15 protein-coding genes and 2 tRNA genes are annotated in these 15,204 nt (G+C 55.2%); 13 read left to right on the top strand and 4 right to left on the bottom strand.

Annotated features, from left to right (window positions below; translation table 11 throughout):
• Positions 1-32 precede the first annotated feature (32 nt).
• Positions 33-109: transfer RNA gene (locus ACWKXT_RS08690), tRNA-Asp, on the top strand.
• A 160-nt stretch (positions 110-269) separates the two neighbouring features.
• Positions 270-1,073, top strand: coding sequence for a 2,5-didehydrogluconate reductase DkgB (gene dkgB / locus ACWKXT_RS08685; RefSeq protein WP_454532211.1), 804 nt, complete (start codon positions 270-272; stop codon positions 1,071-1,073).
• Between the two features lie 28 nt (positions 1,074-1,101).
• On the opposite strand, the gene yafC is transcribed toward dkgB, so the two are convergent.
• Positions 1,102-2,007, bottom strand: a complete 906-nt coding sequence (yafC, locus tag ACWKXT_RS08680) for a DNA-binding transcriptional regulator YafC (protein ID WP_454532210.1) — start codon at positions 2,005-2,007, stop codon at positions 1,102-1,104.
• A 104-nt stretch (positions 2,008-2,111) separates the two neighbouring features.
• On the opposite strand from yafC, the gene ACWKXT_RS08675 reads away from it, so the two are divergent.
• The 3 genes from ACWKXT_RS08675 (at position 2,112) to ACWKXT_RS08665 (ending at position 5,074) form a co-directional block, all read left to right on the top strand.
• Positions 2,112-3,287, top strand: coding sequence for an MFS transporter (locus tag ACWKXT_RS08675; protein ID WP_219366795.1), 1,176 nt, complete (start codon positions 2,112-2,114; stop codon positions 3,285-3,287).
• A gap of 136 nt (positions 3,288-3,423) precedes the next feature.
• The gene (locus ACWKXT_RS08670; protein ID WP_024909448.1) at positions 3,424-4,224 is read left to right on the top strand and encodes an endonuclease/exonuclease/phosphatase family protein; all 801 of its coding nucleotides are present in this window, start codon (positions 3,424-3,426) and stop codon (positions 4,222-4,224) included.
• 76 nt (positions 4,225-4,300) lie between these two features.
• Positions 4,301-5,074, top strand: coding sequence for a class I SAM-dependent methyltransferase (locus tag ACWKXT_RS08665; RefSeq protein ID WP_454532209.1), 774 nt, complete (start codon positions 4,301-4,303; stop codon positions 5,072-5,074).
• 51 nt (positions 5,075-5,125) lie between these two features.
• Here ACWKXT_RS08665 and mltD read toward each other — a convergent pair whose 3' ends face one another.
• Entirely contained in the window at positions 5,126-6,490 is a 1,365-nt protein-coding gene (gene mltD / locus ACWKXT_RS08660) for a murein transglycosylase D (protein WP_080328135.1), read from the bottom strand.
• A 68-nt stretch (positions 6,491-6,558) separates the two neighbouring features.
• Positions 6,559-7,317, bottom strand: a complete 759-nt coding sequence (gene gloB, locus ACWKXT_RS08655) for a hydroxyacylglutathione hydrolase (protein ID WP_454532208.1) — start codon at positions 7,315-7,317, stop codon at positions 6,559-6,561.
• A gap of 32 nt (positions 7,318-7,349) precedes the next feature.
• Here gloB and ACWKXT_RS08650 point away from each other — a divergent pair, with 32 nt between their 5' ends.
• Positions 7,350-8,069 carry a class I SAM-dependent methyltransferase gene (locus ACWKXT_RS08650; protein ID WP_454532207.1) on the top strand — a complete coding sequence of 240 codons (720 nt, stop codon included), beginning with the start codon at positions 7,350-7,352 and terminating at the stop codon, positions 8,067-8,069.
• Here ACWKXT_RS08650 and rnhA read toward each other — a convergent pair.
• Positions 8,066-8,644, bottom strand: coding sequence for a ribonuclease HI (rnhA, locus tag ACWKXT_RS08645; protein WP_454532206.1), 579 nt, complete (start codon positions 8,642-8,644; stop codon positions 8,066-8,068). The two genes, ACWKXT_RS08650 and rnhA, sit on opposite strands and share 4 nt — an antisense overlap.
• Here rnhA and dnaQ point away from each other — a divergent pair.
• From dnaQ to ACWKXT_RS08610, 7 genes are all read left to right on the top strand, one after another.
• Positions 8,598-9,329 carry a DNA polymerase III subunit epsilon gene (dnaQ, locus tag ACWKXT_RS08640; protein ID WP_080328133.1) on the top strand — a complete coding sequence of 244 codons (732 nt, stop codon included), beginning with the start codon at positions 8,598-8,600 and terminating at the stop codon, positions 9,327-9,329. The genes rnhA and dnaQ overlap by 47 nt on opposite strands.
• Positions 9,330-9,461: 132 nt before the next feature.
• Positions 9,462-9,538: transfer RNA gene (locus ACWKXT_RS08635), tRNA-Asp, on the top strand.
• Positions 9,539-9,917: 379 nt separating this feature from the next.
• Positions 9,918-10,637: a FadR/GntR family transcriptional regulator gene (locus tag ACWKXT_RS08630; RefSeq protein WP_454532205.1), complete on the top strand. Its 720-nt coding sequence runs from the start codon at positions 9,918-9,920 to the stop codon at positions 10,635-10,637.
• Positions 10,634-11,647, top strand: coding sequence for an ABC transporter ATP-binding protein (locus ACWKXT_RS08625; protein WP_454532204.1), 1,014 nt, complete (start codon positions 10,634-10,636; stop codon positions 11,645-11,647). The genes ACWKXT_RS08630 and ACWKXT_RS08625 overlap by 4 nt, the downstream gene beginning before the upstream one ends.
• A complete protein-coding gene (locus ACWKXT_RS08620; protein ID WP_454532203.1) occupies positions 11,644-12,726 on the top strand; it encodes an ABC transporter ATP-binding protein in 1,083 nt (360 codons plus the stop codon). Before ACWKXT_RS08625 ends, ACWKXT_RS08620 begins: the two co-directional genes overlap by 4 nt.
• 2 nt (positions 12,727-12,728) lie before the next feature.
• Entirely contained in the window at positions 12,729-14,243 is a 1,515-nt protein-coding gene (locus ACWKXT_RS08615; RefSeq protein ID WP_454532202.1) for an ABC transporter substrate-binding protein, read from the top strand.
• 18 nt (positions 14,244-14,261) lie between these two features.
• A complete protein-coding gene (locus ACWKXT_RS08610) occupies positions 14,262-15,203 on the top strand; it encodes an ABC transporter permease (protein ID WP_015571382.1) in 942 nt (313 codons plus the stop codon).
• The last annotated feature ends 1 nt before the right edge of the window (position 15,204 follow it).

Genomic DNA, 15,204 nt, shown 5'->3' with positions numbered 1-15,204 from the left:
CATAAATCCGGTGGTTACAAGCAGTCTTCGGTGGAGCGGTAGTTCAGTCGGTTAGAATACCTGCCTGTCACGCAGGGGGTCGCGGGTTCGAGTCCCGTCCGTTCCGCCACTTATTAAAAGCCCTGAGTTAACGCTCAGGGCTTTTTTCTTGTCTGCCTTTTCATTATTGCGAAATTAGCAAAAATCCTCTGCGTTTTGCGATCTTTTTCTCTATAACAGCGCCAGCGATAATCCTCCTCAGTTTACGAACATAACGATTGAGGAATATTATGACTCTCCCTGCATTTGGTCTGGGCACTTTCCGCCTGAAAGACGACGTTGTTATTGCATCTGTTAAAACCGCTCTTGAACTGGGCTATCGCGCAATTGATACGGCACAGATCTATGAAAACGAAGCTGCCGTTGGACAAGCTCTCGAAGAGAGTGGTGTACCGCGTAACGAACTGTTCATCACCACCAAAATCTGGATTGAAAACCTCAGCAAAGAAAAGCTGATGCCGAGCCTGAAAGAGAGCCTGGAAAAATTACGCACCGACTATGTCGATCTGACGCTGATCCACTGGCCATCACCAAACGATGCCGTATCTGTGGAAGAGTTCATGCAGGCACTTCTTGAAGCGAAAAAGCAGGGGCTGACCCGTGAAATTGGTATCTCCAACTTCACCATTCCGCTGATGGAAAAAGCCATTGCCGCTGTAGGTGCAGAAGATATTGCGACCAACCAGATTGAACTGTCACCTTATCTGCAAAACCGTAAAGTCGTGGAATGGGCAAAACAGCACGGCATCCACATCACCTCATACATGACGCTGGCCTATGGTAAGGCACTGAAAGATGAAGTGATTACGCGTATCGCTGAGAAACATAACGCGACTGCTGCGCAGGTCATTCTGGCATGGGCAATGGGTGAAGGTTATGCCGTGATCCCGTCCTCAACCAAGCGCGAAAACCTGGCCAGCAACCTGTTAGCGCTGGATCTCCAGCTGGATGAAGAGGATAAAAAAGCGATCGCAGCGCTGGAATGCAACGATCGCCTGGTGAGCCCGGAAGGTTTAGCGCCGAACTGGGATTAATAAGAGTCTCCCTCTGTACCCTGAACCCTCACACAGCTCCTCCGGGAGCTGTTTTTATATGTTCACTCAGGAAGTCGATAAAAGCGCGTATGCGCGTGCTTACTGCTCTGTCGCTGTAATACACCGCGCTGAAAGGCATCTCGACCGGCAGACGTTTGTCGGCCATTAGCTCCACCAGTTCACCCCGCGCTATCTCCTTATCAATCATATAGTCTGATAAACAGGCGATACCGTTCCCTTCCAGACATAGCTGTTTCAGCGTCTCTCCGCTGTTAGACGATAATCCGCAGGTAATTTCATGAAGCTGGCCGTCATGACAGGCAACAGGCCAGGTATTCAGAGACACAGGTTCCGTAAAGCCCAGGCACAGGTGATGCTTTAACTCTTCTACCGTCTCCGGTTTACCATGCTCAGCAATATACTGTGGCGACGCGATAATTTTGCGGTAGCTGGCAAACAGCGGCCGGGCGCGTAGGCTGGAATCCGTCAATGTTCCCGCCCTGATTGCCACATCCACTTTCCGCTCAATGAGGTTGATAAACGTTTCTGAGGAGACCAGAGAGAGCGTCATTTCCGGATAACGTTCGCGGAAAGGTTTGATCAGCGGCATCAGAAAGTGAAGCACGACCGGCGTGGCCGCATCAATGCGCAGCAACCCGCGCGGCGTACTACGGCTTTCCATAATCTCCGTCTCCGCTGCGGCCATCTCCTGCAGCACCGACTGCACGCGGCGGAAATAACGTTCTCCTTCTTCCGTCAGGCTCAGCTGTCGCGTCGTTCGGTTGAGCAGGCTCACCCCAAGCTTCATCTCCAGCTTTTTCACCGAGCGGCTGATGGCCGAGTTAGCCTGTCCCAGCTGTTCGGCTGCGCGGCTAAAGCTGCCGCTTTCAACGACGGCGACAAAGATTGTCAGCTCTTCGAATGTTGCTTTCATTGTTGCACCACCTGCAAAATTCTATTGATATTTTGACCATTTTTGTTATTTAAGCACTGGCGCATACTGCCTGTCATCTTAATCCTGATGATACGGAGTATTTTATGCCACTGGCGCTACTTGCCCTGACGATCAGTGCCTTTGCAATTGGCACGACCGAATTTGTTATTGTGGGGCTCGTTCCCACCATTGCTAACCAGCTTGCCATCTCGCTGCCCTCTGCCGGGTTGCTGGTGTCCATCTACGCTCTGGGCGTCGCCGTTGGCGCACCGGTGCTGACGGCCCTGACCGGACGTTTTCCGCGTAAGCAACTGTTAGTTGCGCTGATGGTGTTGTTCACCGCTGGCAATATTCTGGCCTGGCAGGCACCGGACTATACCACCCTCGTGATTGCCCGCCTGCTGACTGGACTGGCGCACGGCGTGTTCTTCTCGATTGGTTCCACCATCGCAACCAGTCTGGTACCCAAAGAGAAAGCAGCTTCAGCTATCGCAATTATGTTCGGTGGATTGACCGTCGCCCTTGTGACGGGGGTGCCGTTGGGAACGTTTATCGGGCAGCACTTTGGCTGGCGCGAAACGTTTCTGGCCGTCTCCTTACTGGGTGTTATTGCCCTCGTGGCTAGCCTGCTACTGGTACCGTCGAATATTCCAGGCCGCGCGAGCGCCAGCCTGAGCGATCAGCTGAAGGTACTCACTCATCCGCGTTTGCTGATTATCTATGCGGTCACTGCCCTGGGTTATGGTGGCGTATTCACCGCCTTCACTTTCCTGGCTCCGATGATGCAGGACCTGGCGGGCTTCTCTCCGAATGCCGTAAGCTGGATTTTGCTGGGGTATGGTATTTCCGTTGCTATTGGCAATATCTGGGGCGGAAAACTTGCGGATAAGCATGGTGCGGTACCGGCGCTGAAATTCATCTTTGCCGCGCTGGTTGTCCTGCTGATGATTTTCCAGTTCACCGCTTCGATACACTACGCCGCGCTGGTAACAGTGCTGGTCATGGGGATCTTTGCCTTTGGTAATGTGCCCGGGCTCCAGGTCTACGTTGTACAAAAAGCCGAGCTTTATACGCCAAATGCGGTCGATGTGGCTTCCGGTCTGAATATTGCTGCTTTCAATATCGGTATCGCGCTGGGCTCCATCATTGGTGGACAAACCGTCGAACACTTCGGATTAACCCAGACCCCATGGATCGGCGCGGTGATTGTCCTGGTGGCGTTTCTGCTGATTGGCCTGAGTGGACGTCTCGATAAGCCAGCCCGCGTAGCGCTCGGATAACATCAGTAAGTGCTTGCTTACAAAACTGGAAAACGGTTTCTCAGAAATTGCGTTGAAAGTGTGACCTAAAGTCCCTATAACATTAGAACCAGTCCGTTTTCCGGGCTGGTTCATGTTACAGGGGCTGTTTCCAAAAGTGCGAAAAAATACCTATGCCATGCGTTATGTTGCCGGAATGCCCGCGGAGAGGATCTTACCTCCGGGGTCGTTTGCGAGCATAAGCCAGGCATTACCCGCCGGCACACCGTTAAGTAGCGATGAAAAAATTCGGGTACTGGTGTGGAATATCTTCAAGCAGCAGCGCGCGGAATGGTTATCGGTACTCAAAAATTTTGGAAAAGATGCCCATCTGGTTCTGCTCCAGGAGGCGCAAACCACCCCTGAACTGGTCCGGTTTGCCACCACAAACTACCTTGCCGCCGACCAGGTGCCAGCATTTGTCCTGCCGCAGCATCCCTCTGGCGTGATGACGCTTTCTGCTGCCCATCCGGTCTACTGTTGCCCGCTCCGCGAGCGCGAACCTATCCTGCGTCTGGCAAAATCAGCGCTGGTGACGGTCTATCCGCTGCCGGATACTCGTATGCTGATGGTCGTCAATATCCACGCAGTAAACTTTAGCCTCGGCGTGGATGTGTATAGTAAGCAGTTACTTCCAATTGGCGATCAGATTGCGCATCACAGCGGACCCATCATCATGGCCGGCGATTTCAATGCCTGGAGCCGCCCGCGCATGAATGCGCTGTATCGATTTGCGCGTGAAATGTCGCTGCGTGAAGTTCGCTTCAGCGATGACCAGCGCAAAAAAGCGTTCGGTCGTCCTCTCGACTTTGTCTTCTATCGCGGTTTGAGCGTGCACGATGCCTCTGTTCTGGTGACGCGCGCCTCGGATCACAACCCTCTACTAGTTGAATTCAGTCCCGGCAAACCTGATAAATAATGGTGTGTCAGGTCTGCCGTGGGGCAGACCTGCGCGGGTGCTGCCCTTTTATTTTTAACCAACAAAGGACAGTACGATGACAACAACACACTCCCATCATGACAACGTAGAAAAACAGTTTGGTTCTCAGGCAAGTGCTTATCTGAGCAGTGCCGTGCATGCCTCAGGTCGCGATCTGGTGCGTCTCGGTGAACATCTGGCGGCATTCCCGCAGGCGCACGTGCTGGATTTGGGCTGTGGGGCAGGGCACGCCAGCTTTACGGCTGCGCAGCAGGTAGCCCATGTTACCGCGTATGATTTATCGAGTCAGATGCTGGACGTCGTAGCTGAGGCGGCGAAAGCGAAAGGGCTGAACAACATTGATACGCGGCAGGGGTATGCGGAGTCTTTACCTTTTGATGATGCGTCGTTTGATGTCGTGATCAGCCGTTATTCCGCACACCACTGGCATGATGTCGGCCAGGCATTGCGCGAAGTCAGACGCGTTCTGAAGCCGGGTGGCATCTTCATCATTATGGATGTGATGTCTCCTGGGCATCCGGTGCGTAATATCTGGCTGCAGACGGTCGAAGCGCTGCGCGATACCTCGCACGTGCAAAACTACGCCAGCGGGGAGTGGTTATCGTTTATCACTGAAGCCGGGCTGATTGCGCGCTCGTTAATAACAGACCGCTTACCGCTGGAGTTCAGCTCGTGGATCGCGCGTATGCGTACCCCGGAAGCGTTAAGCCAGGCGATTAGGCTTTACCAGGAGAGTGCGTCCGCAGAGGTGAAGGCGTATTTTGAACTGCAGGCCGATGGCTCATTTACCAGCGATACCATCATGGCTGAAGCACAAAAAGCGGGATAAACAAAAAAGGCACCGAGGGGAATCGGTGCCTTTTTATTTGCGATCGTGTTATCAGGAGTCTGGCGTGGCGCTGTTCTTCACAAACAGCGTCAGCTGGTCGCCCGGTTTCAGATTGTCAGTATCATTATTCCAGCGCATCACATCTTTAATGTTCACGCCGTGTCGTTTTGCGATACTGGACAGTGAATCGCCTTTGCGCACGCGATAGGTAATGCTATCGCTGTTGCTGGCGAGACGCTGTGCGCTGTTACCTGCACCCACCGTCAGTGTCTGACCCACTTTCAGCCCTGAACTGCGCAGATTATTCCACTGCTGCAGATCTTTCGCCGTCACGCCAAGGCGTGAGGCAATGCCTGAAAGCGTATCACCTGAACGTACCTTATAGCTGCGGCTGTTAACGGAGGAAGCATCCGCGATCAGCGTTGACTGAACGGCGGCAATCTCACCCGATGCTAAAGACTCACGTAACTGCTCAGCATGCTTCTGCGGAACCATCACATACTGCGGGCCGCTTGCCCCCAGCGTCGAGCCTTTAACGCCTGCATTAAAGGTTTTCAATTTACTTACCGACATACCCGTCATATCAGCAACCTGTTGGATATCAACCGGATTGCTGAGGCGAACGCGCGCCAGTGCACGACTTTCGTCTGGTGTTGGCAGTTGTACACCGTAACGCTTGCTGTTCTTGAGAATATCGCTCAATGCCAGCATTTTCGGTACGTAAATCTTTGTTTCCTGTGGCAGTGAGAGCGACCAAAAATCGGTGGATTTACCCCGTGCTTTATTCGCTTTCATTGCCTTCAGTACACGACCTTCGCCACTGTTATACGCTGCGACCGTTAACAGCCAGTCGCCGTCAAACATCTTGTTCAGACGTTGCATCATGTCGAGAGCGGCTGTCGTTGAAGCGACAACATCGCGACGCGCATCATAGTTGCGGGTCTGTTTCAGACCATAGTTTCGCCCGGTGCTCGGAATGATCTGCCAAATGCCTGCGGCATTGGCGCCAGACGTCGCGTGTGGGTCAAAAGCGCTCTCCACTATGGGTAGGAGTACCAGCTCCATAGGCATGTTACGTTTTTTAACTTGCCCGGCTATCCAGTACATATACGGCTCTGCCCGTAACGTTACATCGTGGAGATAGCTCTTATTTCTCAAATACTTCTGTTTCTGTTCGCGAATCCGGCTGTTTTCCGGAATTCCCATCTTTAGCTCGTCGCCAATAGAGGTCCACAAGTCTTGCTCCTGCGCGAAAGATGTCCCATCGTCCAACCATCGCGCCTGACTCGTAAACTTCCCTGCTTCCCCTTGACCAGCTGCAGAAAGGCTCTGTGCGTGCTGTTGTACGTTGCTGCCGTTCTGCGACTGGCAACCTACAAGCAGGACAGAGGCGAGTAATATCGCTTTTGCCTTCATGTGTGTGTCAATAGTTGCTTAAAAGACGAGCGATGATAACGGCGAAATTTTGAAAAGGCAACCCGCATTTATCTGAAGTTATCTTTCTTTGACCGTAACCATGCAAATCGCTGTTCTGGTTGTTGCAAATTTGTTTCTTGGTTAATTTTTTTAATTAAATCAATATCATCAGTTCGTAAAAATAAATTAATTTGGCGCTCATTTTTCAGAATAACGGGCAGTGTATTTTGGTTTTTTGCACGTAACTCCTTCACTTTGTGATAATAATCCTGAATCGCCCGATCCTCAGGTAAGAGGCTCACGGCAAACTTCATATTCCCTAATGTATACTCATGTGCGCAACAAATAAGGGTATCATCCGGCAGAGCACTAATCTTCTGTAAAGACTGATACATCTGTTCTGGTGTGCCTTCAAAAAGTCTTCCGCAGCCGCCAGAAAAGAGCGTGTCGCCACAAAAAAGATAAGGTTTGCTGTAGAAACACAGATGTCCCAAAGTGTGACCTGGTGTAGCAAATACGGAAAACTCCCACTTGTGGATGAGGATATTTTCGCCTTCTTCGACTACTTGCGTGGTTCCCTTATCTTGTGTCTCAGCCGGTCCGTAAACCACAAGATGCGGAAAATGGGCGCGCAGTTCCGGCACACCGCCTGTGTGATCGTTATGATGGTGCGTCAACAGAATGGCCTCAGGCTGCCAGCCGTTCTCTTCTATTGCGCCCAGTACAGGGGCGGATTCTCCGGGATCGACAATGACGCATCGACGATCGTCATCGACCAAAACCCAGATGTAATTGTCCTCAAAAGCAGGAATACTGATAAGATTCATACATTACCTCTTATAGCGTGGCGGGTGTGTTGATGAAACCGGCAAGGATACCTCAGACTGTCATAGCACCGGAACGTTGGGCGGAATTGCCCTGGGGTGAATACTATCGCGAGGCGTTAGAGCTACAGTTGAAGCCCTGGCTCGCGAAAATGTATGGCTTTCACCTGCTTAAGATTGGCAATCTCAGCGCGGAAATCAATACCGAAAGCTGCGCTATCTCCCATCAGGTCAATGTCTCTCTCGGCGGATCGCCGGTTCAGGTGAAGGCGGACCCCTTGCATCTGCCGTTTGCGGAAAAATCCGTTGATGCGTGTCTTCTGGCACACACGCTGCCCTGGTGCAGCGATCCTCACCGTATGCTGCGTGAAGCCGATCGCGTGCTGATTGATGACGGCTGGCTGATACTCAGCGGATTCAATCCGCTGAGCCTGATGGGGCTGCGTAAGCTGGTGCCTGTGCTGCGCCGTACGCCACCCTACAACAGCCGGATGTTCACCATGATGCGCCAGCTCGACTGGCTTTCACTGCTGAATTTTGAAGTGCTCAGCTACGGCGGTTTTCAGGTGCTACCGTGGGCGCGGCAGGGTGGCGTGGTGTTGAGCACGCATTTGCCCGCCTTAGGCTGCATGCAATTTATCGTCGCGCGTAAGCGAACCATCCCCCTTACGCTTAATCCGATGAAGCAGAGCAAATCGAAAACACCCCTTCGGCAGACCGTAGGTGCCACGCGGCAGTACAAAAAAACCGATTAGGCGTCGGGCTGATAGCCCGCATCTTCATGAGCGGGGTTGGATGCCGCAGCGCGCGCCAGTTCGTCGCAGCGTTCGTTCTCAGGGTGACCAGCGTGGCCTTTTACCCATTCCCATTTAATTTGGTGCTGACCTAATGCCGCATCCAGACGCTTCCAGAGGTCGACATTTTTAACCGGCTTCTTATCAGCTGTTTTCCAGCCGCGTTTTTTCCAGTTATGGATCCACTGGGTGATGCCCTGTCGCACGTACTGACTGTCTGTACTGAGTATCACATCGCAGTGTTCTTTTAAGGCTTCCAGCGCCACAATGGCCGCCATCAACTCCATCCGGTTATTGGTGGTCAGAAAATAGCCTTCGCTAAAGGTTTTTTCGTGTTGGCGATAGCGCATAATCGCGCCATAGCCGCCAGGCCCCGGGTTGCCGAGACAAGATCCATCGGTGAAAATTTCTACCTGTTTGCGCATCTCTGGTAGACTTCCTGTATTCGAAACGTTCAGTAAAACGATAAGTCTGACATAAATGACCGCTATGAGCACTGCAATTACTCGCCAGATTGTCCTCGATACCGAAACCACCGGTATGAACCAGATCGGCGCGCACTACGAAGGGCACAAGATCATTGAGATTGGTGCCGTTGAAGTGGTGAACCGTCGTCTCACGGGGAACAACTTCCACGTGTACCTCAAACCCGATCGGCTGGTGGATCCAGAAGCGTTCGGCGTTCACGGTATTGCCGATGAGTTCTTGCTGGACAAACCGACCTTTGCCGAGGTGGCAGACGAGTTTCTGGAATACATCACAGGCGCCGAGCTCATCATTCATAACGCCTCGTTCGATATCGGCTTTATGGACTATGAGTTTAGTAAGCTCCATCGCGATATTCCGAAAACAAACACCTTTTGCAAAGTAACCGATAGCCTGGCGCTGGCGAGGAAGATGTTTCCCGGCAAGCGTAACAGCCTCGATGCGCTCTGTTCACGTTACGAAATAGATAACACCAAGCGAACGCTGCACGGGGCACTGCTCGATGCCCAGATCCTGGCCGATGTCTATCTGGCAATGACCGGCGGACAGACTTCAATGAAGTTCAGCATGGAAAATGAGTCTCAGCAGACGCAGGGCGAAGCGGGTATTCAGCGCGTTGTCCGTCAGGCAAGCCGCTTGCGGGTTGTTTTAGCCAGTGATGCAGAGTTACTTGATCACGAATCTCGCCTCGACCTTGTGCAGAAGAAGGGCGGAAGCTGTATGTGGCGTGCCTGAAAAAACGTCGGAATGCCTGTAAAATCATCTGTTGGGCGATTTTTGCAGCAAACGATTCAAAACATGAGAAAAAGCGTTGACGAGATCCGAGGCACACCGTAATATGCGCCTCGTTCCCCAAACGGGAACAGTGGAGCGGTAGTTCAGTCGGTTAGAATACCTGCCTGTCACGCAGGGGGTCGCGGGTTCGAGTCCCGTCCGTTCCGCCACTATTCAGAAGGCCTGAATCAGAAATGATTCAGGCCTTCGTCGTTTCAGCTTTTCTCATCATTTCACTCCTCCCTTTTATTAACAAAAAGTTAATTTATGTGGTGCAATTATTTAACATTTGCACAAATTTAGTGCGTTATTTGCACTTAAATTGTGCATTCTTTCGTCTCATCATCTTTGCGCCGCTCTCCAGATTGTGTCCGGTTGTAAAAATAATTACCGGAAAATCATTCGCTTACCCGTCTTGTTCATAAAAGTTCATGAACCAATAACGTATTGGTTCGGTTATTGCTTAATCATTAGCACGGTAAGCTTCATTCCATATCAATAACTTATCGTAAATAAAAACAAAATAATGATGATAGCGAGCGAACCAATATGGAAAAGCCGTCACGGTTTCTGGCCAATTCCAGTATCGCGCTTGAGCAGTTGCGCGGGCTAATCAACCAGCATGAGTCAACACCAGGCACTCCGCTGCCCACGGAACGTGAGCTGTCGGCAACACTCGGCGTAGGACGACGCGAAGTTCGTCGCGCGCTGGACGTGCTGGAAGAAGAAGGGCGAATCTGGCGCAAGCAGGGCAAAGGCACCTTTATTGGCCCGGCTGCCCCGGTTGAACCGCTGGCCCTTCAGGGACTGGTTCAGCAGACCAACCTGCTGGAAGTGATGGAAGCTCGTCTACAGCTCGAACCCGGCTTAGCCCGGCTTGCGGCACTGCGTGCCACCAGGGAAAACCTCGCGCTCATGCAGCGCATGCTGGAACGCATCGATAAGGTCAGCCCGGACGACCGCGATCTCAACGAACTTTGGGATAGCGCCTTTCACCGCGCCATTGCGGAGGCTGCGGGCAACCGCCTGATGCTCGGCCTCTTTGATGCCATTGATGCCGTGCGGCGTGAACCCGGCTGGCAGCACCTGCGCGAGCTGGCCCGCACGCCCGAACGTGTCGACAGCTATAACGACCACCATCACAAGATCATGTCCGCGATTATCCATCGCCAGCCTAATGAAGCCGCGGCTGCCATGCGCGAGCACCTGCTCAGCCTGCAAAACGCCCTGATTCAGGCGATCCACCTTGAGGATGACTTCACGCTATGACGACGATCCTGTTTAAGGATTCCACGCCAGTACTGCGGCTGAATAATCTCAACGTCAGGTTTTCCGGCTCGCCGGTGAGCGTACTTGACGGCATTTCCCTGACGGTCAAAGCGGGCGAAACGCTGGCGCTGGTGGGGGAGTCCGGCTGTGGGAAAAGTATCACCTCACTGGCGCTGATGGGTTTACTGCCCGCCAGCGCGCAGATTGTTAGCGGCGAGATGCAGTTTCGCCGTCACGATCTGCGTAAGCTCTCGCCGCGCGAATATGCCGATCTGCGCGGCAGCGAGCTGGCGATGATATTCCAGGAGCCGATGACCTCGCTCAATCCGGCGTTTACGCTCGGGGACCAGCTTAGTGAAGCGGTTATGCGACACCAGAACGTCTCGCGTGCAGAGGCGATGACGGTCGCGCTGCAGATCCTGGAGAAGGTGCAGATCCCGGCGGCAGAGATGCGTCTTAAGGCATATCCGCATCAGCTTTCCGGCGGCATGCGCCAGCGCGTGATGATTGCCATGGCCCTGATTAACCATCCCAAACTGCTGATTGCCGATGAGCCGACCACCGCGCTCGACGTCACCATCCAGGCGCAAATCCTGACCCTGCTGAACACCTTAAAAGAGGAAACCGGCACGGCGGTCCTGATGATCACTCACGATTTAGGCGTGGTGGCAGAAGTGGCGCAGCAGGTCGCCGTGATGTACGCGGGACAGGTGGTGGAGCAGGGGAGCGTCGAAGCGATATTTGCCGACCCGCAGCACCCGTATACCATCGGCCTGATGGGCTCGATCCCTTCTCTGGGCGCACGTAAAGGCCAGCTTTCCACCATTCCCGGATCGGTTCCTCTCCCGGAATCCATGCCGAAAGGCTGCCGTTTCGCGACGCGCTGCCCGTTTGCGCAGGCGCGCTGCCATGATGAAAAACCGCATCTGAACACGCTCGGCGCGGGCCATCAGGTCGCCTGCTTCCGCGTGCCGCTCGAACACCACATTTCCCTGGGAGAGACCGCATGACCACGCCCATTCTTGAAGCCCGCGATCTGAGCAAGCGCTTCCCTGGCCCGAAAAAACTCTTCTCCCCGGCGCGGTTTGTCACGGCGGTCGATCGCGTTTCGCTTGCCGTCATGCCGGGCGAGACGCTGGCGATTGTTGGCGAATCCGGTTCCGGGAAATCCACCCTTGGCCGTCTGCTGCTGCGCCTGCTGGCCGCCAGCGAGGGGCGCGTGTTTTACCAGGGTGAGGAGATCACCGACGCCTCGGGCGCCCGTCTGAACCAGCTCCGGCGAGAGCTGCAGATTATCTTTCAGGATCCCTTCGCCTCGCTGAACCCGCGCATGACGGTTGAGCAGATCGTCGGCGAGCCGCTGTGGCTGCATCAGAACATGAAGAAAGCGGATCGTCAGTATCGCGTTGCCGAACTCCTGAAAACCGTTGGTCTGCCTGCCGCCTGGGCAGGGCGCTACCCGCACGAATTTTCCGGCGGACAGCGTCAGCGCATCGGCATTGCGCGCGCGCTGGCCTCGGGACCGAAGCTGCTGCTGGGGGATGAGCCGGTATCGGCGCTGGACGTCTCTGTTCAGGCGCAGGTGGTCAACCTGCTGGAAAGCCTGAAGCACCAGCTGGGGCTGACGATGGTGATCGTCGCCCATGGTCTGGCGGTGATCCGCCATATGAGCGACCGCGTGGCGGTGATGTACCTTGGGCAAATCGTTGAGCTTGCCACCGTGGACGAAATCTTTGACGCACCGCTGCACCCTTACACCCAGGCGCTGATCGCCTCGGCGCCGCAGATGCAGCCGGGTGTTGAACGCGACGCGCCATTGCTGCAGGGGGATCTGCCGAACCCGGCGAGCCCGCCTTCCGGCTGTCGCTTCCACACCCGCTGCCCGTACGTGACCGATGAATGCCGCCAGATCGAGCCGATTAACCAGGTGCTTGACGGCGGCCGTCAGGTTGCCTGCCACCGCTGGCAGGAGATCAACCGCGATCGCAGCGTTATCCAGATCGCACCGCCATCCGCCGCTTTTCTGCGCCGCCGCGCGCTGTTTGAACACGCGGCCACTCACTCGTCCCTTCCTTCAAGGAACTCATGATAATGACAATGCGTAATTCTCTTTTGACCGTACTGGGAAGTGTTATGTTGCTTGGCGCGGCGCTGCCCGCCCATTCTGAAAGCGTGCTGCGGATCGGCCTGGGCGCTGACCCGGATATGCTCGACCCGCATCTGGCGCGCACCTACTATGGACGTTTCGTGTTTGCCTCCCTGTGCGACAGGCTGGTGGACGTCGACGAGCACCTGAAAGTAGTGCCGGGTCTGGCAAAATCCTGGGCCTGGAGCGAAGATGGCAAAACGCTGACTATGGATCTGCGCGAAGGTGTGACCTTCCACGACGGTGAGAAATTCGATGCCGCCGCGGCAAAATACAACCTCGACCGCGCCCTGACCCTCAAAGGCTCCCTGCGTAAAAGCGAGATCTCCTCCGTTGAATCGGTCGAGGTTACCGGCCCGATGCAGGTTGCGCTGCATCTGAAAACGCCCGATGCCGCGCTGCTGATGCAGCTCACCGACCGCGCGGGCGCGATGATGGCGCCCGAAGCGGCGAAAAAGCCTGACTTTGCCGCCCATCCCGTCTGTTCAGGGCCGTACAAATTCGACAGCCGCGTGTCACAGGACCGCATCGTTCTGACCCGTTTCGACAAATACTGGAACAAAGACGCCTATCACTTCGACAAAATCATCTATCTTCCGATCCCGGATGCCTCCGTGCGCCTCGCGAACCTGCGCGCGGGCGATCTAGACCTGACCGAGGGCATTGCCGCCAGCGACGTCAAAACCGTCGAAGCCGACAGCAAGCTGGCGCTGGCGAAGGTCACCGGCCTGGGCTATCAGGGGATCACCTTCAATATCAACAACGGCAAGGTACCGGCGAACGATCCGTTCAAGGACGCTCGTGTGCGCGAGGCGTTTTCTCAGGCCATCGACCGTGAGGCGTTAAACCAGGTGGTCTTCGAAGGCCTCTATACCCCGGCAAACCAGGCGTTTTCGACGGTGAGCCCGTATCACGTTAACCTGCCGGTTCCGCCGCGCGACGTTGATAAAGCCAAAGCGCTGCTCAAAGCCGCCGGTGTGACCACGCCGCTGACCGTCAACCTGCTGGTGCCGAACAACCCAACCTCGCAGCAGGTGGGACAGGTGCTGCAGGCAATGGTCGCCGAGGCGGGCTTTACCCTGAACCTGCAGATGACCGAATTCGCCACGCTGCTGGACCGCCAGCAGAGCGGTGACTACCAGCTGAGCTTCTCCGGCTGGTCGGGACGCCCCGATCCGGACGGCAGCATTTACGGATTTATCCACAGCAACGGCACCCTGAACGACGGCCGCTACAGCAACGCACAGGTCGACGAGTGGCTGACGCAGGCGCGCCAGAGCACCGACCAGGCCGCACGCCAGCCGCTGTACGACAAAGTAGTGAAGCAGCTGCAAATCGACATGCCGATTGCCTACCTCTACTTCGAGCCGCGCATTTTTGGCCTGAACAAGCGCGTGCAGGGCTTTAAGCCTTACCCGGACGGCATCGTGCGTCTGGCGGGTTTGACGCTGACGAAATAAACGTCCTGAGGAGAACCCATGCTGGAACTGATTTGCAAACGTCTGCTGCTGGCTGTCCCGACGCTATTGCTGGTGAGCATGATGGTGTTCGGGCTGCAAAAGCTGCTGCCCGGCGACCCGCTGATCGCGATGGCCGGCGAGGAGCGCGATCCGGCGGTCATCGCCCAGCTGCGCGCGGAGCTGAACCTGGATGCGCCCATCCCAGTGCAGTATTTCCACTGGCTGACGCGGGCGCTGCAGGGCGATCTGGGCGTCTCCTTACGCACGCATGAACCGGTGACGCAGCTGATCGCCAGCAAGCTGCCGGTCACGCTGGAGCTGTCCCTGCTGGCGATGATTATCGCGCTGGTGTTTGGCATCAGCATGGGGATCCTCGCGGCGGTGAACAAAAACAGCTGGGTCGATCACGGGGCGAACTTCGTGGCGATCTCGGGGATCTCGATCCCGCACTTCTGGCTGGGGATCCTGCTGATTCTGGTCTTCTCGGTGAACCTGCAATGGCTGCCCGCATCCGGCTACGTGCCGTTCAGTGAAGATCCGATCCAGAACCTGCGCACGCTGCTGCTGCCCGCGTCCGTGCTCGGCACGGGTCTGGCGGCGACGCTAATGCGCCATACCCGCGCGTCGATGATTGCGGTTCTGAAAGCGGACTACATCCGCACCGCGCGGGCGAAAGGGCTGCTGCCGAAAGCGGTGATTTTAAAGCACGCTTTTCGCAACGCGCTGGTGCCGGTGATCACTCTCACCACGCTGCTGTTCGGCGAGCTGCTGGGCGGCGCGGTGCTGACCGAGCAGGTCTTCACCATTCCGGGCTTTGGCAAGATGATCGTCGATTCGGTATTTAACCGTGACTACGCGGTGGTGCAGGGCGTGGTGCTGATCGTGGCGATTGGCTTCCTGATGCTCAACCTGCTGGCCGACGTGCTTTACGTCCTTATCAACCCGAAAATGCGAGGTTAAC

The sequence above is a fragment of the Enterobacter sp. UPMP701 genome, from assembly GCF_053709515.1.
The sequence above is the reverse complement of the archived record's forward strand: the minus strand, read 5'-3'. Positions and strand labels throughout refer to the sequence as shown.